The 19,457-nt window shown below is 60.6% G+C and carries 14 protein-coding genes; 7 read left to right on the forward strand and 7 right to left on the reverse strand.

Annotated elements, in window-relative coordinates; translation table 11 throughout:
- Positions 1 to 1,165: 1,165 nt before the first annotated feature.
- Positions 1,166 to 1,552 carry a hypothetical protein gene (locus QRN34_RS04515; protein ID WP_285402363.1) on the reverse strand — a complete coding sequence of 129 codons (387 nt, stop codon included), beginning with the start codon at positions 1,550 to 1,552 and terminating at the stop codon, positions 1,166 to 1,168.
- Complete coding sequence (locus QRN34_RS04520; RefSeq protein ID WP_285402365.1) at positions 1,549 to 6,228, reverse strand: RHS repeat-associated core domain-containing protein; 4,680 nt, start codon at positions 6,226 to 6,228, stop codon at positions 1,549 to 1,551. The genes QRN34_RS04515 and QRN34_RS04520 overlap by 4 nt, the downstream gene beginning before the upstream one ends.
- Positions 6,229 to 6,750: 522 nt before the next feature.
- On the opposite strand from QRN34_RS04520, the gene QRN34_RS04525 reads away from it, so the two are divergent.
- Both QRN34_RS04525 and QRN34_RS04530 read left to right on the forward strand, forming a co-directional pair.
- Complete coding sequence (locus QRN34_RS04525; protein WP_285402367.1) at positions 6,751 to 7,626, forward strand: DUF4189 domain-containing protein; 876 nt, start codon at positions 6,751 to 6,753, stop codon at positions 7,624 to 7,626.
- A gap of 41 nt (positions 7,627 to 7,667) precedes the next feature.
- Positions 7,668 to 8,972, forward strand: a complete 1,305-nt coding sequence (locus tag QRN34_RS04530; RefSeq protein ID WP_285402368.1) for a peptidoglycan-binding protein — start codon at positions 7,668 to 7,670, stop codon at positions 8,970 to 8,972.
- 1,138 nt (positions 8,973 to 10,110) lie between these two features.
- Here QRN34_RS04530 and QRN34_RS04535 read toward each other — a convergent pair.
- From QRN34_RS04535 to QRN34_RS04550, 4 genes are all read right to left on the reverse strand, one after another.
- Positions 10,111 to 10,446, reverse strand: a complete 336-nt coding sequence (locus QRN34_RS04535) for a hypothetical protein (protein WP_285402370.1) — start codon at positions 10,444 to 10,446, stop codon at positions 10,111 to 10,113.
- Between the two features lie 354 nt (positions 10,447 to 10,800).
- Positions 10,801 to 11,274: a hypothetical protein gene (locus tag QRN34_RS04540; RefSeq protein ID WP_285402372.1), complete on the reverse strand. Its 474-nt coding sequence runs from the start codon at positions 11,272 to 11,274 to the stop codon at positions 10,801 to 10,803.
- Positions 11,268 to 13,484 (reverse strand): RHS repeat-associated core domain-containing protein, encoded by a 2,217-nt coding sequence (locus tag QRN34_RS04545; protein ID WP_285402374.1) that lies wholly within the window; start codon positions 13,482 to 13,484, stop codon positions 11,268 to 11,270. Before QRN34_RS04545 ends, QRN34_RS04540 begins: the two co-directional genes overlap by 7 nt.
- A gap of 863 nt (positions 13,485 to 14,347) precedes the next feature.
- Positions 14,348 to 14,695, reverse strand: a complete 348-nt coding sequence (locus QRN34_RS04550; protein ID WP_285402571.1) for a metalloregulator ArsR/SmtB family transcription factor — start codon at positions 14,693 to 14,695, stop codon at positions 14,348 to 14,350.
- Positions 14,696 to 14,794: 99 nt separating this feature from the next.
- Here QRN34_RS04550 and arsH point away from each other — a divergent pair, with 99 nt between their 5' ends.
- The 5 genes from arsH to QRN34_RS04575 all read left to right on the forward strand — a co-directional run bounded on the left by arsH (position 14,795) and on the right by QRN34_RS04575 (position 18,580).
- Positions 14,795 to 15,529 (forward strand): arsenical resistance protein ArsH, encoded by a 735-nt coding sequence (gene arsH, locus QRN34_RS04555; RefSeq protein WP_285402376.1) that lies wholly within the window; start codon positions 14,795 to 14,797, stop codon positions 15,527 to 15,529.
- 2 nt (positions 15,530 to 15,531) lie between these two features.
- Positions 15,532 to 15,933 (forward strand): arsenate reductase (glutaredoxin), encoded by a 402-nt coding sequence (gene arsC, locus QRN34_RS04560; RefSeq protein ID WP_285402377.1) that lies wholly within the window; start codon positions 15,532 to 15,534, stop codon positions 15,931 to 15,933.
- 365 nt (positions 15,934 to 16,298) lie between these two features.
- Positions 16,299 to 17,054 (forward strand): NAD(P)-dependent oxidoreductase, encoded by a 756-nt coding sequence (locus QRN34_RS04565; RefSeq protein ID WP_285402379.1) that lies wholly within the window; start codon positions 16,299 to 16,301, stop codon positions 17,052 to 17,054.
- Positions 17,055 to 17,209: 155 nt separating this feature from the next.
- Positions 17,210 to 17,896: a hypothetical protein gene (locus QRN34_RS04570; protein WP_285402381.1), complete on the forward strand. Its 687-nt coding sequence runs from the start codon at positions 17,210 to 17,212 to the stop codon at positions 17,894 to 17,896.
- A 96-nt stretch (positions 17,897 to 17,992) separates the two neighbouring features.
- Positions 17,993 to 18,580: a hypothetical protein gene (locus QRN34_RS04575; RefSeq protein ID WP_285402383.1), complete on the forward strand. Its 588-nt coding sequence runs from the start codon at positions 17,993 to 17,995 to the stop codon at positions 18,578 to 18,580.
- A 104-nt stretch (positions 18,581 to 18,684) separates the two neighbouring features.
- On the opposite strand, the gene QRN34_RS04580 is transcribed toward QRN34_RS04575, so the two are convergent.
- The gene (locus QRN34_RS04580; protein WP_285402385.1) at positions 18,685 to 19,383 is read right to left on the reverse strand and encodes a DUF2306 domain-containing protein; all 699 of its coding nucleotides are present in this window, start codon (positions 19,381 to 19,383) and stop codon (positions 18,685 to 18,687) included.
- Positions 19,384 to 19,457: the final 74 nt, after the last annotated feature.

The raw sequence follows: 19,457 nt of genomic DNA on the forward strand, positions 1-19,457 counted from the left end.
GAAGTAGCGCAGCCGCGACTACGAACGTGACCATGCCTATGGCGCCTGCCCCAGCGGAGACATAGGCAACAGTTAGCCTTCTACAGCGAGTAAGAGCAATCAACCATGGCCAGCCCAAAACAGCCAGCGCTAAGAAAGCAATCGGCCCGCCAAAAAGGTAAGTGAAGCCTAACGACAATGCCCACGCTTGCCACGCCTGATCGGAGTCCGTAACGAGATCATAAAGCCCGTAAACAACGAAAAAGGCCAGTGGGGTCAGGAGTGACGTAACGAGGATACCCAGCCAAATGGTGCGTCGAGTCAGCTTTATCGTTGACATGCGAGCGCCTTACACCAATGAACTGCCGCGTTACTGAACGGAAGATCTCCACCAAAAACAGGAAGTCCCCAGGAAGACACGGAACCACCCGCTATAGCATCGAAAATTCGATGATGAAAATCGGCAATTGATTGGCCGCTGACCATCACCGGGTTGGTAGGAGACGCATCTAAGGCATCCAGCTGAGCAGCACGCGCATCGAGTAGTGCTTATCTAATGGCGTCCATTTTTTCATCCGTCATAACTTTGGCTGAGGCACATGTCCCGCCCGGTGGAAGGTGGTCAGAAATCAGCATCGCAAGCCGGTAATTCTCTACCCCGAAAGAAGGCCAGTATTGCTAGCAACTTTCCTGGCTTCGCACGCATACGGGTCTCCTCCATCACACACTCACCGTGTGTCAGGTACGCCGCAAAAAGCCACCCAGTCTTTCACGGCCGGAAGGGCCCTCTCGACGTGAAATGACCGCGAAGCTGGACAACCGGCTTCATTTAGCACTTAGCGTCACGCCCCATACAGCAAAGCCAAAGAAACAACGCCCAAAGTATCTTTCGCATTCATTGCTCTAACGTCAGTGCATTCAATGGGTCGTGAGCATAGATGGCACGATAAACCACGACGTCTTCAGCGGAAACATAACGTCCGTCAACGAACGTACGAAAGCCAACAGTACACCCAAGAGAAGCGGCACCACCGCCAGCGTTCCAGCAGGCGCAATGGTATATGAAAATGAGAAGCACGCTTAAAGCACTCAATGTGAACCACCTGCACGGACTTCGGGCGACGAGCAGGTAGGGTCAACGCATGGCAACGCGATCGGTCTGATGCCTACAGAACCCTGCTATGTGTTACTTCTTTTGCTCGTTCGATAGCCAAGTAAGTAAGTCCTGAATGGTATCAAGCGGTGGCGGACTATTTGCTGTTTTTTTTCGAATCAAGTCTTCGACCGCATCCTGCGCACCACCTAACTGCCAGCTATCAACCTTGAAAATCTCGGTGAATCTATCCGAAGGCCTAAGCTGACCGGGGCGGATGCCGATTTCCTCTGCAATCGTTTGAAAAACGTCTTCGAACAGGGGACGCGGTACATTCGGGTTCGACATTGCCCTTAAATGTTCCAGGTCGGCATCTTCCCGCATCCCAAATAGTTTGATTCGCGAGCGTCGCCTTAGATACACGATCAAGGCTGCCAGTGCGGCAAAAGGAACAACAACTGCGACCCAAGTAAACGTCATGGCGAGTTCTCAGGAATTGCGTAAATGAAGCCTTCAAGAATGATAGTCGCATCGTAGAAGCCTATTCCTACGGTAGCAACGCCAATTACCGCTGCGCCGGCCCTTACCGCTGGAGCGTTTGCACCGGGCACGCCAAAGCCACGGGGTACGCTGGTCAGCGGATTTTTCGATCCGAGGAGTGCAGGCCGCCCTCCTGTCGCCGGTGCCAGAGATTTAGGCCAAAGGCCTCCGACCAGACCGGCCGCGTACGGCCCCACATCAATAACATGGTCGGCGGTCCAGTCAATGTATCGGTCGCGATAACGGCCCCAGTACCCATCGTCGCACGAGCCGCCCGCCAAGGGCGATCCTGGATTCCAAAAGGCAGGGTTGTACATGACAACAGAGTCATCCATGCCCAGCGGATCGGTGTGGGTAAGCGGTCGCCCATTGGTGTAGAGGTAAGTCGAATTACCGCCTTCCAGCCCAATCGGGTCACTCTGCATGTACCGGCCAGTTGCCGCATCAAAGCTGCGGTTGATGTTGTATTTCAGTCCCGCCTCGCCATCCGCGTACTGGCCTGGCAGGCGCAGGTTGAGCACGTAGCCGGTGGTCGACGTTGCACGGTTCTCACCGAACGGATTGAGCGCATACGGCCAGGTCCAGACCACAGCACCAGCTGCCGACGTCACCGCACGCGGTGAGCCGAGCCCGTCGGCGGTGATAAAACCCAGCGTGGAGCCATCGGCGACCGCAAGCGGCAGGCCATCCACCGCGATGTAGTCGCGCCGGGTCGACCCCGAAGCCTCGGACACCAGTTGACTGCCGTTGTCATAGACAAACCGCGTCGTGGTGGTGCCCACCGTCTTGGCGACCCGCTCGTCGAGGGCGTTGTAGGCATAGGTGCCTGCGGTCGCGCCGGCCACTTGGACGCTCGTCATCCGCCCCCGGCCGTTATAGACATAGCTGGTCGTTGTGCCGGCGGACACATTCCCCGTGGTGCTTCCGTTGGCGTCGTAAGTGCGCGACGCCGTCCCCATGCTGGTGAGCCAATGGGTCCCGGTCTTGTACTTGTACGCACCGGTGTAAGACCCCGGCGCCGTCTTGCTCAAACGGTCACCCGTCTGGTTGTAGGTGTACGCCTCGATGACTTTCCCCGACCCGTCCTTGACCGTGGTCAGACGGTTGAGCGCGTCGTACACATAGCTTGCGGTTCCGCCACCGGATTCCGAGACCCCGGTCACATTGCCGACGGCGTCCAGCACGAAATGCAGTTCGAGAGCCGGGGCGACAAGGTCTGTCACCCGATAGTTGGCGTCATAAGTCCGGACCACCGACTGGTTGTTGCCAAGAACGTACTGCTGCACCGGACCGAAGGGCAGCCACTTGATGCTGGAAGCGACGGTCAGTGCGGACCCGCCGGGCGTCGGGGTATAGGTCACGCCGGTGACCTGCCCCAGACTGTCCCGCTCATAGGCCACGACGGCGCCACCAGGGCGTGTCTCGCTCAGGATGCGGTCAGCCTTGGAGTAGACGTAGTGGATGGTGTCGGTCACCGTCCCCTGCGTCTGGCGCTTGTCGGTCACGTTGCCCCGTCCGTCATAGCAATACGACGTTGTCACCCCCGTTTCGACCACGCGCGTCACGCGTCCGATGGGGGCCGAGGCAGTGCACCCCGTAATCGAGTTGGCCTCGTCGTAGTGATAGGCGACGTTGAGCGTAGTGTCCGTATAGGAGGCCGACGTCACACGCCCGAGCGCGTCATGGGTGTAGGTGGTCACCACGCCCTTCGCGTCCGTCTTCGTCACGCGGTTGCCCGCCGCATCGACTGTGAAGGCCGTCGCGCCCGTGTCGGGACTGTTGGTCCCGAGGAGATCACCGAGGCCATTGTGGTCGTAGAGGGTGTTGAGACCCGCCGGGTCGCTGATGCCTGCAACGTTGTCGAGCGCATCGAACGCGGTGGCCAGCTCGGTGTTGGCTGTTGCCGTGGAGGTCCCATTGAAGTCACCAACGGAACTGACCAGGCGATTGAGGCCATCGTAGCTGTTCCGGGTAGCCGTGCCCCGCGCGTCCTTGGCGCCAAGGAAGTTGCCATCGGCGTCGTAGCTGCCGGTCGCTGTCGCATCGAAGACCACGTGACCCAGGCCGTCCGTCACCGAGACCAGCTGGCCCAGCGCGTTGTAGGCCCGCGATATGGACCGGCGAAGCGTGTTCGACGAATCGAAGGTTTCTTCCTTGATGGCATTGCCCGCCGCGTCGAGTGTGTATTGGATGAAACTGCGGTCCGTCCGCGAGACGTTCGTGAGGCGGTTGGCGAGGTCGTACTGGAGGTTCAGCGTGACGCCATCGGGGTCGGTGACCTGCTGGAGCAGCCGGCGATAGCCGTAGGTCAGGGTGGTCGTTGCATCCCCCGATGACGAGGTGCCATCCGCACTGGCCCGTACGATTCTCGACGCCAGCTGTCCACCCGCGTTGTAGGCAAGGTCCGTGATGACCCCATTGGCGTCCTTGATGCGCGTCGGCCGTCCACCGCCGTTGTAGGTCACATACGTCGTGACGTGGCCTGCCTCGTCCGTGATGGTCGAGATATCCCCCATCTTGTGACACGGACCGCCGTAGACGGTGCAGCCGCTCTCGTCGGTGGTCATGTAATAGGCGAAGCGGCGCACATCGGTGACGTCCGTGCGTGGTCCGTCGATGGTCAATGCAAGGCCGACCAGCGGGCAGGTGGTCGTATTCACCGCATCACACCACGTGTGCAGTATCTGGCGAATGCCTTTCGGGGCGTGGGCCTGACTGCCACAGGTGTAGTTCGCGGTCACGGACGGGTCAATCACGCACTCGGCGGTGACCTGACCCCGGGCGTTGTAGGCCCAGGCATTCTTGACCGCCACATTGCCCTTGGCATTGGAGACGGCACGCGTCAGCGGCAGGCGCAACGTCGTGTCCCAGGTCGTGCTCGTGTTGCGCTGGGCATCCGTGCCGACGGCCTCACTGGTGTCGACCAGCAGCCCATTGGCGTCATAGGTCATCTGGGTCGTGTTGCCCCGGAAATCGGTCATCGACGCTGGGAATCCAAGGCTGTCGTAGGTGCGCGACTTCCAGCGCTGGCCGCAGTCCGGGCCGCACGGCGTATCAAGGCTTGTAACGCGGCCGACGCCGGCCACCGTCGATACCCCAAGGGTCACCGTGTTGCCCAGCGGATAGGTGATGGTCGGTGCAGCGCCGTCGTTATAAGTGACCTTTGTCGTGCCGACGTTGCCTGTAAACGACGAGCTTGTCGCACGCCCCTGACTGTCGTAGGTCACGCTCTCGTAATTGCCGATGGCGTCATAGATGCTGGTCACAAGGCCAGCCGGCGCGCCATCCCCAACGCTGCCGTCTTCGTTGTAGCTGTAGTACTTGACGTTCTGGCTGCCATAGGCGGCGTACAGACGCGCGGATGAATCGTTGTAATCAAAGCTCGCGGTGGTTCCATCCGGGAACTTCAAGGAGCTCAGGCGGTAGTCGGAATCGTAGCCGAAGGTAATGGCCCGTCCCTTCGAATCGGTGACGGAGGTCAGCAACACCCCGGAGACGGTGGGGGTCGAAGAAGTGGTGTAGGCAAGGGTGATGCCCTGCCCGTCCTGGCCGGCCACCGATAACAGGATGCCGCGCGTATCGTAGGTTTCCGTCTGGCGAACGCCACCGACGAAGAAGGTGTAACCCGTCACGGCGCCACTGGCGTCCTTGACCACGGTAAAGCGGTCGCCCGGCGTCGTGCCGGTCCACGTGTCACCGCTTGGCTGGAAGGTCTCTTGCTTGCCGTCCGGGCGCAGCGCGGTCACCGATGTGGCCGGCGACCCGTTGATGATGAGCGAGCGGTCGAACGAATGGCGCCAATGGAACCCCATGTGGGCGGGTGCCATGGTCTGGCTGCTGTTGTAAAACCGGCGGAACGTCAGGTAGTCACCGCCGTCATAGTCGTCTTCCTGCAGGAAGAAGTTGCCCGTCGACGCGTCAATCGGGTCACCCACGTGTGCGGCGCCAAGCTTTTCGGCACAAGACGAGCCGTCCGCATTGCCAGACGCGCCACCACCACTGCCCGTCCCGTTCTTTGTGCTTCCCATGCCACCGTCACAGGGCGCGCCGCTGCCAAGGCCTGCAGCGCCCTGACCGCCATAGCGGCTGATGGTCATGCTGCCGCCCTGGCAGGTTGGTGACGTCCACGGGCCGGCGAAGGTCGACCCGTCTGCCGAGAGCGTCATGGTCAGGGTGATGTGGCAGGGCGAACTGCTCGGGTCGCCCTGCTCGAGAATGGCTTGGTCGGCAATCGTCATCGTGCTGCCGGACACAGTCCCGGACACTGACGTCTTGAACCATTTCTGGCCACTTCCGCCGGGAACGGTCAGGCGCGTGCCGGTGACGTTCCCGCTGGCGTCCTGCGTGAGCGTGACCTCTTCGGTCCAGGCATCTGCCACCGAATCGTAGGGCGACTGCAGGTTACCGTGCCAGACGCCGGTGACGTCGGTTGCAGGTGCCGCTGCTGGCTGCGCAACGCGCGCCGTGGCAGACGCAGCAACGACACTCTTGATCTGTCCAGGTCGCCCCATCTGGGCTGCTGCGTTCTGCCAGGGCGCCATGGCGATGCCAACGGCAACAAGCACGGCAAACGCTTTCGCGAAAAGCCCATTCCCAAACTCATGCCGAGTGAGCATGGCCGCATCCCTACGCTTGAAAGGTGCGCGAAGGGTACCGGCTTTGAGATAGCAAATGTTCGTCGGCGAAGTTGTAGGGGTTTTCCTACAAACCTCGAAAACGACAATGCGTAAGCCCTACCGCTTGTCCGTGCGTCAAGTACGTTTTTTAGTTTGTGCAACCATTTACCGTCGAACTGCGACCCCGCCTGTGGATTTGTTCGCCGCACCGTGCCGGGTCGTCAGCCGCTGCGCGTCGTGAATTCTGTGAAGCTGGTCACAAAAGTGGCATGCGTCTGGAAACCGAGTATGTGTAATGGAACGTGTTGGGAAATCAACGCCCTGGCGTCAGGCAGTTTGGTTGAGCACCAGGCGGTCCGGACGATAACCGGAGCCTCCTCGCTGCGCCAGACAACCTCGTAACTTTTTGCGACCTGGAACTCTTTCTGGCAGTGGCGCAATGAGCACACCCTGGCTACCTTCACGCAGTTCCATCGCGCTTTGCAGGGTTTATCCTCCCCTCTTTCCCACCTGGAGTTGGCAATGGCAAGGATTTCCCGATTGGCAGCGTTGGCACTGATGGTCACGACCGCACCGGCGTTTGCCACTTCACCATCGAAAGCCCCTCCGTCGGCCCCGGTCGAGGTCACTGCAGCAGCACCCGCTGGCACCACGTTGCTGTCATTTGCCAGCAGCGGTGACCAGCCAAACGCCGATGCAGTGGCCGTCTTCGAGACCACACCGGACAAAGACGATGTCCGACACCGGACACTGGTGATGTTCGGCAAGAAAGGCGGCAAGTTCGTCCCGGACTTTTCCAGTGACAAAATTATCGCCTGCTCAAAATGCAGCCAGTTCCACGATGACCCGTTCTACCCCGCGCACGTCAAGGTGTCCCCCGGGCACGTCCTCATCGAGCAGTTCGATGCTGGTGAGAAGTCGTCCCAGACCCTTCTGGACCTTGTACGCAAAAGCGACGGTTGGCACGTGGCGAGCGCAACACGGGAGACCTTCGTGGCCGGCGAGGGAGAGGGCCGGAACGAGAAGTTGGTGCTGCCCCCTTCAGGCCTGGCCAAGGACCTGGATGCAAAGTGGAGTGTGCCGGTGTTCCTCAACACCATCCTTATCAACCACAGCAAGGGAAACAAGTTCTCCTTCGAGCATGGAAACGCCTCGACTGACGCCATGTGGAAGAGCGAGTCCGGTGACTGCAATCCCAAAGACTGCACCGTCCTGGTTCAAGCACAGGACGGCTGCATTGCCCTGGTGCGGGATGCATCCTCGCGCCCGTTCGGTGCAGCTACGCCCGACCCGAAAGACGAGGACGCTGCAACGGCCAAGGCGATGAGCGCTTGCAATGCCGCTGGCGGAAAGGCGTGCGAGAAGGTACGGACGGATTGTTCGACCGGTATTCGTTGAACAACCCTTGATGGCCGACCGGCCTATGAAGCGGAGAGAATATGGACGTTATTTCGGACAAGAAAGTAAACCGCCTGGTCGTCAGCCATGGCGCCACCCGGATTTACGAGCTCGAAGACAAGACCTGGTTATCAGCCGAGCAAGGAACGGTGTCCTGGCGCAATAACAACCCCGGAAACCTGAAGCTCGAATTTGCTGGCAGTGAGGAAAACTCACACGCCCACCGTACCAAGGAGGAAGCGCTCGAGACAGCCAAACATGCCTACAAGGGTGTCGTGGACCTCGACCAGCACGGGAACGTCGTCTTCGAGAACTACGATGCCGGTCGTGCGGCGCAGATGGCGCATATCCTGAAAGCCCACTCCGGACACACCGTTGAGGAAATGATTCGGGGCTACTCGACACAGGATTACAGCGGACCGGTTCACTACGACGCACAGGCAAAGGACATCCACAAGGTCGCCGCCTCTGAAGGCCAGGACCTGCATGGCAAGAAGATTAAGGACATGACCGAGAAGGAACTCGGGGCACTTGTCGATGGCATCTCCCATTTCGAAGGCTGGAAAGCCGGCTCCGTCACACCAACGCCCGTGATGACAGACGAACAGGTGGCCGCACTCAAGACCTCGCTTCCATCGGCCCACCACGAATCACCCACACACGCGCCTGGTCATGCCGCAGCATCCCATACCCTCAGACAGGGCGGGCACGGCGCTGCCGTTGGCGCGCTCCAGACCGACCTTGCAGCCCTTGGCTTTACCGCAAACGACGGCAGCACGATTCACCCGGACAAGCACTTCGGTGCAAAGACCAAGGAAGCCGTCGAGGCCTTCCAGACGGCGCACCATCTAAACCCGGATGGCGTGGTCGGTTCGACGACCATGGCGGCCATTGCCGAGGCCAAGGCGCACGCCCAGGCAGCACCTCCCGTCCCGAGCCTTCTCGATGCCCGCCATCCCGCCAACGGGATGTATGAGCAGGCGCATGCCTGCGTCGCCGGCATTGACGAGAGCCAGGGTCGCGCGCCCGGTCCGCACACGCAGAACTTCGCCGGCCACCTCACAACCTCCGCCTTGGCGTCGGGCATGCAGCGCATCGACCATGTCGTCTTGAATGACGATGCAAGCAGGGCATGGGCTGTCCAGGGACAACTCAACTCACCCTTCAAACAGCTGGCCGAGGTCAATGTGATGCAGGCCATCCAGACCCCGCTTTCGCAGAGCAGTCAGGAGGCGGCCTCGCATGTGCAAAACAATGCGCAACAGCAGGCGCAGGCCCAGCAAAAGCAGCATAGCCAGCAGCAGGACCAGGCGCAGCAGGCGGCCGGCCCGTCGATGGTCAGGTGACAGCGTGGGTGGGGCCGGTGTTGCTGGCTCCGCCCTCCTTGGCAACCCTCGGCGAGTTCAACGGCGATGCCGCTGCACGCACCCATACTGACCAGGTCCAGCGGTCATCGCGTCACTTGAGACTGCACTGGGCGTGGGCCGTCAGGCGACGCTGGTTTCTTCCTTAGTCTTGGCTTTTTCCTTACCGGGCTCGGGCGGAGGAAAGTGATACCAGGCCTCGTGGGGTGAGGAACGCTTGCAAGACAGACACTTCGTCTTCGACCAAAAGTGACCACATCCCGGGCAGCACCCAGCCGTCCAGAACGTGTTCCAGACGGTGAGGCATCCCGACCCTGGCTCACCCGGCGCGCACAGCCAACGACTTTCGGCCTTTGGCTCCCACTCGCAAAGTGGGCAATGGATGTGTGCTGCCTTGGTCATCCCCTACTCTCCTTCTATCAAATGGGGACCATGTCAGTGATGGGGCGCATTTGAGACGCTCCGAGCGTAGATCGACCTGCGGTAGCCTGGCCCCTTACCCGCCCTGCACGCTCGCGGGCGGACGAGGATGCCCTGAATTGGTGAGCCCCCCCCCCGACATGGAATCGTCGACGGTCGGGATGCTCTTTTTCGTCATGCCTGGGACTTCGAGAAAGTCCGCCCGTCATCATCGGCGGCAGCCGACTCACGACTGAGTTAATCATCACGGTAGGTCCCGCTGGGCGTGTCCTACCGCGAACGGGGGGACGACTCGATATTGACGCCGCCGGCTTTCACCACCTGCAAGGTGACGTCACTTGCTGGGCTGTACTCCAGGTGCAGCGTGGTGCTGTTCACCCATGTGACCGTGACCGGTCCTCCAACCAACTCACTCACGTCACTATGAGAGAGGCCAAGGATATCGCCCCCCGCATCACCGCCTCGCTGGCTGAGCTTGACCTCGGTGTAAAGGGCCGCATTGCCAGGGCCGCTTTGCTGGGTTGTCGCCGCATTTACCTGATAATGGCCGTCAGGCGACTTAACGTGTGCTTGCCATATCACCGCTCGGTCGCTCTCGCAACCGCACAGTGCCAAGAGATTCGCCGCCAGAAGCGTGGCGACCGAGACACGGCAGCTCCTGAAGGCACCCCGCCAGAACAGTCTGACAGTCCACGACGAGTCACTGGCCTGCGTTTGTCGCTGCACCTTGCGGATGCCCGGGGGCACCGTTCGGGCAGGGATTTCCGGAAAGCTTGCTGTAGGTGGCATTGCGCTGCGTACGAGTGGACGTGAAGGTCAGATTGCCCTCACTGTCTGGCTTGAGGATGAATCCAATCGGGCCTTTACCGGGCAAAATGAGGCGGGTAAAGATTTCACCGTCGAATACGTGCGCCTTGCCCCGGATGTCCACGCGACAATCGGTGCCCTGCATGATGTACGTGCCGTCCGCTTCAATGCCGAACGTATCGGGCGGCAACGGGTCCTCGTTTTTTGAGACCTTCCAGTAGCCGACCATCCAGGGCAAGACTCCTGATGCTGGAGCGCTTGTCCTCATAGAGGCGACGCTTTGCAACGAAACAAGAAGGGAGATGAATCCTACAAGAGCAATGCGTTGTGGAAACCCTTTCAAACGTCACTCCGGTTCTGAGCCTTAGGCACTAACTCCTTAATATAACTATTCGCGCAAATCGCAGATTAGCCACTATCGCCGAACTTTTACGGCAAGTGCTGACCAGCCCCTCCAAAAGAGCGCAATCGACACCCGGCGTGCATCTGTAGACAAGCGAAGTAGAGCAGAGCGCGACGACGCGAAGCCATAACACCGCTCATAAACACGGTTGACGCTTCTGGCCATTTATCTGCTTTTCTATTACCTCTCGCACCAAGCAACGTGATTGGGGTTCTTGGCCCAAATCACACCCATGTAAAACGAGTCATCGCTGGTACTGTCTCGCCCATCAATCACAGTAGCAATGCCATCCTTGCAGAGCTTCACGTAAACCACCTTTCCGTCTCTCTGCTTGTTGTCGCGTATCAACCATCGTTCGGCTACAAATCCGTCTGTCAGTTTTTTAAACGCTGCTTCTCTCGACTGAACCGCTAGGCGGCCATCTACGCCGGCCGCTTCCCCGCGATGGTAGTACGAGCGACCACCCAACGGGGTACCATCAACAATCGTTTGCGCGGAATCGTAAATCGACTCGAGCTGCGACCTCGCCGGTTCTCCCGGCAAAGGTTTTTCTCCAGCCCGCTCCATCTTCACGCCGATGATACCCACAGCCGTGGCTGCCAATAGCCACCAAAGCCCGATCATAAGCGAGCGCTGACGCAGCTTCTTTACCATCCGTCACCCACCTTTCCGCTTGGAGAGCTTTCGGTATGTCCAACTGAGCCGCCACCGAATCCTAACCCTCCCTCGATTGCGGTACCGCTGTCGTTGTGAACCACCCCGCCACCAACAACGTCATAGAACGAGGCACCATTTGAACCACCGTTGACGAACTTGTCGACCTCCGAGGGACTGGCGCCGCAGCGAGAGTACACCTTACCGACTGCCACAGACACTCCCCATGCACCTTTCGCAATCGACTTCGGATTAGATAGCGAACCGCCACCATGACTGTAAACCGTGCCACTCGAAGTCAAGGTATATCCGAACTGAGCAATGCCTGGAGTCGAGACGTTGACGGTAACGTAATCGGGAGCATATGCACGGCCTATCTGCATGCATGCCTTGGCAGAAAGACCTGCACACAAATCTGTATCAGCGCGCAGCCCGAGCCGGTCGGAGACAGTAAGGGGCGCACCTTTGCCATAAGCATACGTGCTGACTCCCGCGACTAATCCAACCGGATCACTTTGAAGGTAGCGCCCCGTCGCAGCATCGAAGCTTCGGTGAATGTTGTAAGCCTCGCTCGTCTCAACGTCAGCGTATTGGCCTGGAAAACGCAGATTGAGCGTATATCCTGACGCCGATACTGGCGACCTCTCAGTAAACGGATTAAGTGAGTAGGGCAAGTTCCAGACAAGCACTCCAGCGGTTGATGTCACTGCACGCGGAGAGCCAAGGGCGTCGGCTGTGATAAACGCAATCGACGATGTGGTGCCTCTGTCAACCACGGCCACGGGAACACCTCCAATGTCCACGTAGTCACGATCCGCGCCTCCAGACGCTTCATAAACAAGCTGGCTGGTCTCATCGTAAATGAAACGCGTCGTGGTGCCACCAGTCGTTTTTGCAACACGCTCTTCGTTGGCGTTGTATACATAACTGCCAACGGTCGCGCCACCCAGCTGGACCACCGTCATCCGGTTGCGCCCGTTGTACCCATATCCCCACACCTGTCCGGCTGCCGCATTGCCAGTCGTGTTGCCGTTGGCGTCATAGGTCCGGGACGCCGCGCCGATGGATGTCAGCCAGTGGGTGCCCGCCTGGTAGCCATAGCTACCGGTGGCTGTTCCCGGTGCGGCCTTGCTGAGGCGGTCACCGGTCAGGTTGTAGTTGTAGGTCTCTACCGGGGTCCCCGTCGCGTCCTGGACAGCGGTCAGACGGTAAAGGGGGTCGTAGAGATACTTGGCCGTGCTGCCACCCGACTCGCTCACACCCGTGATGTTCCCCATCTCGTCGAGGCTGAAATGCAGTTCCAGCGCGGGGGAAACGATGTCGGTGACGCGGTAGTTGCTGTCGTAGGTGCGGGCAACAGTTTGCCCATTTCCGAGGGTATAGCTCTGGATGGGCCCGAACGGCAGCCACGTTACACTGCTTGCAACGACCTGCTCAGCGCCGCCCGAGGGCGTCACCCAGACCCCGCTGACCTGCCCGAGTGTGTCGTAACCGTAGCGGACCACCGCTCCGCCCGGGCGCGTCTCAGTGAGAAGACGGTTCGCGGCCGTGTAGGTGTAGCCGAGGGTGTCGGTGACCGCCCCCTGTGCCTGCTTCTTCTGGATGACGTTGCCGCGCTTGTCGTAGCAATAGGTGGTGGTCACCCCCTGCTCCACAATCCGGGTCAGGTGGCCGATGGGCGCAGACGCGGCACAAGCCGTGACCGTGTTCGCCTCGTCGTAGTGGTAAGCCACATTGAGCGTCGCGTCACTGTAAGACGCCGACAGCGGCCGGTTCAGCGCGTCGTAGGTGTACGTCGTGACCACGCCCTTGGCGTCTGTCCGGGTCAGTCGGTTGCCGGCGGCGTCCACTGTGAACGTGGTGGTGCCGGTATCGGGGCTATGGATGCCAGTCAGGTCACCGAGGCCGTTGTGGTCGTAGAGGGTATTGAGACTCGACGGGTCACTGACGGCCTCGAGATTGTCGCTTGCATCAAACGACGACACCGTCTGCGCATTGGCGGACGTATCCGTCCCGTTGTAGTTGTCGATGGTGCTGACCAGGCGGTTGAGCGCATCGTAGCTCTGCTTGCGCTGGACGCCCTTGGCGTCTGCGCTGTGAACCGGGTAACCTTCGGCGTCGTAACCATCGGTCGTGTCGAAGGCAAGGACGGTGCGATTCAGCGCATCGACCACCGTGAGCAACTGGCTCAGGCTGTTGAAGGTACACAACTTCGTCTTGATGCCCCCTCAATGTCATGCACGCTGTGAGCGTCGGCAAGTCATCAATGCCACGCATAGCCGTTGTCTCGAGGCATTCGTCGAAGACGAGGACATCGCGGTAGCTGGCCATCTCTGTGAGCCACGCACCCAACGTCGCGTAGTCGTAACCGGAAGGCGCTCCAATGCTTTCTTTGACCACCCAACCATCCGGTGTCGTTTGCATGAGCACAGCACCGCTACAAGAGGCGGAGGTGAACGTCGATGAGAGAATTGATTTCAGACTCTCTGAATTTGATGCCGCCTTCACATCTTCCACAGTCACCTCTAATAGCTGTTCAGCGGAGCCTGGCAGTTCCGCTATGTCATCGGCTTATTTGTAAAATCTTTAAGCTAATGCTCGGATTAGAGAGGGTTATTACATACCTCTGTGTACACTCTTTGAGACGACTGGCGCAGTAAGCGATCTGGCTGGCGGTAGGATGACGCTGACATGGACCTGCGCGCCGTATCAACGGCACGTGTTGAGTCGTCGAGAGATCGCAAGCATGCGGCGGTGCGACCTCATCGAAGATGCGTTCAACCTGACGCCGGGTTGGACCGTCAAAGGCGGGGTGACGTACGAACGCATCAACCTTCACCGCACCGTCACCGATCTCAACACGCGCTTGTGCATCGGCCGAATACGATTGGGCAACCGTGGCAGTGGCGGCGCGCGTGCGCAACCTAAACCATGCCTTCTATGGCGAGTATTCGGGGTATGCGGCCACGCAGATCTACATCGGGGCGCCCCGAAGTATGGAGCCGAGCTTGCGCTGGCGCCTTTGAGCATCGTCTTGCTGCGCGCAGGCAACACTAGACTGGCAGGGAAGCTCTCAACGCGATCTTGGCGCAGCGCGTTTGCCGCGTGACGGTGCGGGAGTTGCGCATACGCTACCCGACGCCGCACAGCAGTTCTCCGTGAGAAATCCCACCAGGTCGTTCACCGTGCCCAGCACCGGGGAGTAATAGATGAAACGCCCCGCCTGCCGACTCGACACCAGGCCGGCGTGGGCCAGTTCCTTCAGGTGGAACGACAGGGTGGCGCTGGGCACGCCAAGAGCCTCGCCGATCGCGCCCACGGCCAAGCCGTCGGGTGCATGCTCGATCAGCAGGCGGAAGATGGCCAGGCGGCTCTCCTGGGCCAGAGCGGCCAGCGCGTCAATGGCGTTGGGTGTGGTCATCGCGGATGGGGGCATGCCGAGCTGGGAGTTCAACGCCGCACGCTGGCGGCCTTATTTCGATATTGCTAGAGTTATCGAATTCAAGCAACTCGGATCGCCATGACCGCCGACCTGCCCCATGTGACCCATAACCTGCCCGCTCCGTGCCAAGGGGCCCTGGCCGGCTCGGACGACGACGGCCACCCGCCGCGCATCTTGCTGCTCTACGGATCGCTCCGGCCACAGTCCTTTAGTCGGAAGCTAGCCCTCGAGGCCGAGCGCGTCCTCCAGCATCTGGGCGCCGAGACCCGCGTGTTCGACCCTGCGGAACTGCCTATGCTGGACAGCGTCCCTGCGGACCATCCGAAGGTTCAAGAGATCCGGGCGCTGTCACTGTGGTCGGAGGGCCAGGTGTGGGTCAGCCCCGAACGCCACGGGACGATCACGGGGGTCTTCAAGAATCAGATCGACTGGCTGCCGTTGGAGGAAGGTGGCGTCCGCCCCACGCAGGGCCGAACCTTGGCGGTGCTTCAGGTCTCCGGAGGCTCCCAGTCGTTCAATGTGGTCAACGCGCTCCGGGTGCTGGGCCGCTGGATGCGCATGGTGACCATCCCGAATCAGTCGTCAGTGCCAAAGGCCTGGCAAGAGTTCGACGCCGCCGGGCGGATGAAACCCTCGCCCTTCTACGACCGCGTGGTGGATGTCATGGAGGAACTGGTGAAGTTCACTTACCTCGTGCGCGGTCGATCCGATTACTTGGTGGATCGCTACAGCGAGCGCAAAGGCGCGGCGGAAGCCCGCGCTCTGGTGGCTGCGTCGGAAGCGGTCGAATCCCCTGGCGCTGCCAAGGCATGACCATGAACGCCACGATTTATCACAACCCTGAATGCGGTACGTCACGAAATACCTTGGCGCTGCTGCGGCACGCTGGGATAGAGCCCACAGTCATTGAATACGTAATCACCCCGCCCGCCCTCAGCACCTTGATTGGCCTGATCGCCGACGCGGGCCTGACGGTACGCCAGGCGGTGCGTGAGAAGGGCACGCCATTCGCTGAACTTGGCTTGGGCGACTCGGCGGTGACCGACAACCAGTTACTCGAGGCCATGCTGGCGCACCCTATTCTGATCAATCGCCCCTTTGTGGTGACGGATCGGGGCACCCGGTTGTGCCGGCCATCGGAGGTGGTACTGGAAATCCTCTCCTCGCTTCCGGAGGACTTTATCAAGGAAGATGGAGAAGTCGTCCAAGCGAAGTAAGCTTGTTGGTGTCTGGAGCCATCGCGCTGATCCCCAGTGCGGCCGCACCGTTGCAGACTTATCTCCATGCACGCAGAGAAGCTCCTACGCATGGAACGACAGCGACGGATCCGGCGAAATATCTAACCATCAGTCAGATGGGCCATTGCGTGACTTCCGTCATCATCGATGTCCGGCGACAGCCTCGAGTGGGGCCGGTTGCTCGCCCTTTAAGAGTCGATGCGTCGGGACATGTGACGCAGGTCCTTCTGCATCGGAAGGCTGCGGCATCTCGTCCCCGAATGAGTCGATAAGCTCGCCACCTGTCGCTCAAACCACGTGCAATCTGTGGTGAAATCTGCTTCTTCAAAAAGAATCGTCTCCCTATGACCTCCTCCAAACGAACCACGGTGCTCATCGCAGGCGCGACCGGAGCGATTGGACGGCAGCTTGTGCCTCGCCTCGTCTCCCTGGATTACCGCGTGGCGGGCCTGACCCGTGACACGAACAAGGTCAATGCCCTGCTCAAGATGGGCGCCATCCCGCTCGTGGTCGATGTGTTTGACTCCGATCGCCTGACCGAGGCGATGATGGCGGTGCGTCCTGATGCGGTCATTCACCAGCTCACCGACCTGCCTCGCAACCTTGATGCGGCGCATATGCAAGAAGGCATTGCGCGCAATGCGCGTATCCGGACGGAAGGCACCCGCAACCTGATGCTTGCCGCAAAAGCCGCTGGCGTGCGGCGAATCGTGGCGCAAAGCATTGCTTGGGCTTATGCGCCCGGTCCTGAACGTTTCGCCGAGACGGACCCGCTCGATGTCCAAGCAGAGGGCCTGCGCGCGTTGAGCGTAGGAGGTATTGTCGCCCTCGAGCAGGCCGTCCAAGAGATGGGTGGCGTGGTGCTTCGATATGGACAACTGTGGGGCGAAGGCACGGGCGTCGACGTGCCAGACGGCAAAGACCGCCCGTTGCACATCGATGGCGCCGTCACCGCCGCCATCGCCGCGCTATCGTCGGGAACGGCGGGTGCTTATAACATCGCCGACAACGACGAGCGGCTCGACCTGACCAAGGCCCATCGGGATTTCGGCTGGAAGCCAAGCGCGCCGCTGCGGACCATCATCCCCAGCGGCGGCTAGAAAGCCGCCAACGGCGGCTGCATAGCGATCAGGTTGGCCGGCTCCGCTCGTACCGCCGATGCGTCTCCCATACGGCCGACTCGCCACCGATTCACCGATTCACCGATTCACCGACCATGGCCTAAAATGGCGCCCTCACCTCTGGAAGCACTCTGATGCACAAGACCTTGCTGTTGGCGTTGTTGGCGTTGTTGACGTTTCCCGCATCGGCGTATGCCGCTTCGGACGAGGACACGGCAATGTGCCGCAACGGCAGCTTCCCTATGAGCACCACAGGGTTCTCGCTTGCCAAGGTCACGGTACCGCGCCTTTTCTTCCTCAATGACGACGACGGCTGCCCAGCCAAGGGCGAGGCTGTATGCCGGCAACGCGGCTATGTGCTCAAGGACGACGTGGTCCTGCTGGCACAGCGCCAAGGCGCCTATGTCTGCGCGTTCTACCCCAACAAGGTAGGCGGCAGCGCTGGCTGGGTCGCGGCGTCCAGCGTACAACCGCTGCCGACCACTGCGGATCCGAAACCGCAGGCATGGAATGGCCAATGGCACGACGGCGACAACCAACTGCAGTTGATCGCCAATGGCGACGGCAGCGTGACCGTCAACGGCAACGCCTACTGGCCCAGCGCCGATCCGGACCCGCAGCAGACTCCCGGCGGCCCGCACCTCGGGGCTGTCACCGCACGCGGCTATCCGGAAGGCCAAAAGATACAGGTCAAGGAAGACACCTGCCAGGTTAGCCTGCACCTGCTCGGCGAACTGCTGGTGGTATCGGACAACCAGGAGTGCGGCGGCGCCAACGTCACGTTCAACGGCGTGTACCGTCGCGCGGCGACCAAGCGTTGAGGCTCAACATCCGTGCGCCTCGCAGTATGTCGTCGACTGCACTCGGTCTCAGCCACCTCTGCACTCGGATGGTGAATACCTAACAAGGCGCCCCTTATGACACCACCCAGGCTCGAGCGCGTCGTTCCGAATGAAACCTGGCAATTGGTCATCGCGTTTGCTGGCGCCGAACACAGACTGTTCGACGTCGGTATGGCGCGCGAAAGCATGAACTGGCCGGCACTAGCCTATCCCAACAGACTCAAGAACCTGTCCTATACGGCGCATGCCGTCAGCTGGGCCGGGATCGGTGAGTTGTCTGCCAGCTACCTTTACCGCAACTCAACGCCTCTTGCGCAGGAAGGCCTGGATCGCCAGGTGCTTCGTTTGAGTTACAAGAACCAGGCACCCACGCCGACCCATCCGACGCATCACGTCTACTGCGTCTTCCTCTTTCCGTTCAGTGACACGCTATTCGATGTCGGCGAGTCAATTGGCGGCGGACACGGTGAGAGGGGTGGATCGAGGCGCATGAGAACCGATGAGCTCCTGATGTTGTCCGACTGGAGGCAGCACTTCCGCCTTGCGGGTTGTGATTGGGCAGTTCCGATTGTCGAGGCCCATGGCGACCAGCCGGCTGAGCTGTCCGATCTCCTGGTGCGGGAAATTTGCCGACGCGAAGGTGAGCTGCCAACCCCTGGCTGATACCTTCTATGGCCGCCATGGCCAGAGCCATAAACGTCATCGAAGACAGCGATCGTCGCAGTGGCCTGGGTGACGCACGGCAAATGTGCCCGCGAAGCGCGCGCCTAGGCGGGTCGATGGAACTCGAGATCACCTTCGTGCCCGACGGCCGGCGGATGACTTTTGATCAGCCACTCGGCCACGGCAAGGTTGGGTAGCCAGCACAGCCACGCGATCGTCCGATATGCCATGACAAAGTCCAGGCCCAGAACAGCCGAGAGAGGCAGGTAGAGGCGTAGCGTAACCGCAGACAGGGCCAAGGCGAACGAACGAATCATCCATTGCCGATGCCCGGCCAACTGTCCTGTCAGCACCTTGCGCAAAGCGATCGCGGTTGTAGCCATCCAGGCGCTGCCTAGCGCGCCGAACCCCGCGCCGGCGACAGGCCCGGTGGATATCCCGGCAGCCAGGAACAAGGCGGAGACACCTCCGACCATGCAACCGGCGACGTAAACGCGTCCCGTCGCGCGGTGCCATCCTGGATGACGCAGGCGAAGACGGCGCATGAACTGGAACGGCCCGCAGAGCAGCGCCGTGGCGGCACCGGTCGCGTGCACGATCAGCCATGGATGCACATGCCGGTTGGCTGCGACCCCGGGTGGTACCGGGCCTCGATCGAACAGATAGCGATAGGATGCCAGAGCGACGGCGCCGCTCACTACGGCCAGGATCCCCCATGCGTACTTCGATCGCGTGGATGTCGCCAACGCGCTTGCCTGCGATCTATCCGCCAACATCATGAAGCTGTCTCCCGGGATGAACATGCGGCCCTCGGCCGTGCGCCAAGCCGTGGCGTGTCTGCCACGTCTTCCAGACGGAACAGTACCTTTGCTACGCG

The sequence above is a fragment of the Luteibacter sp. ME-Dv--P-043b genome, assembly GCF_030209605.1.
Lineage (GTDB): Bacteria > Pseudomonadota > Gammaproteobacteria > Xanthomonadales > Rhodanobacteraceae > Luteibacter.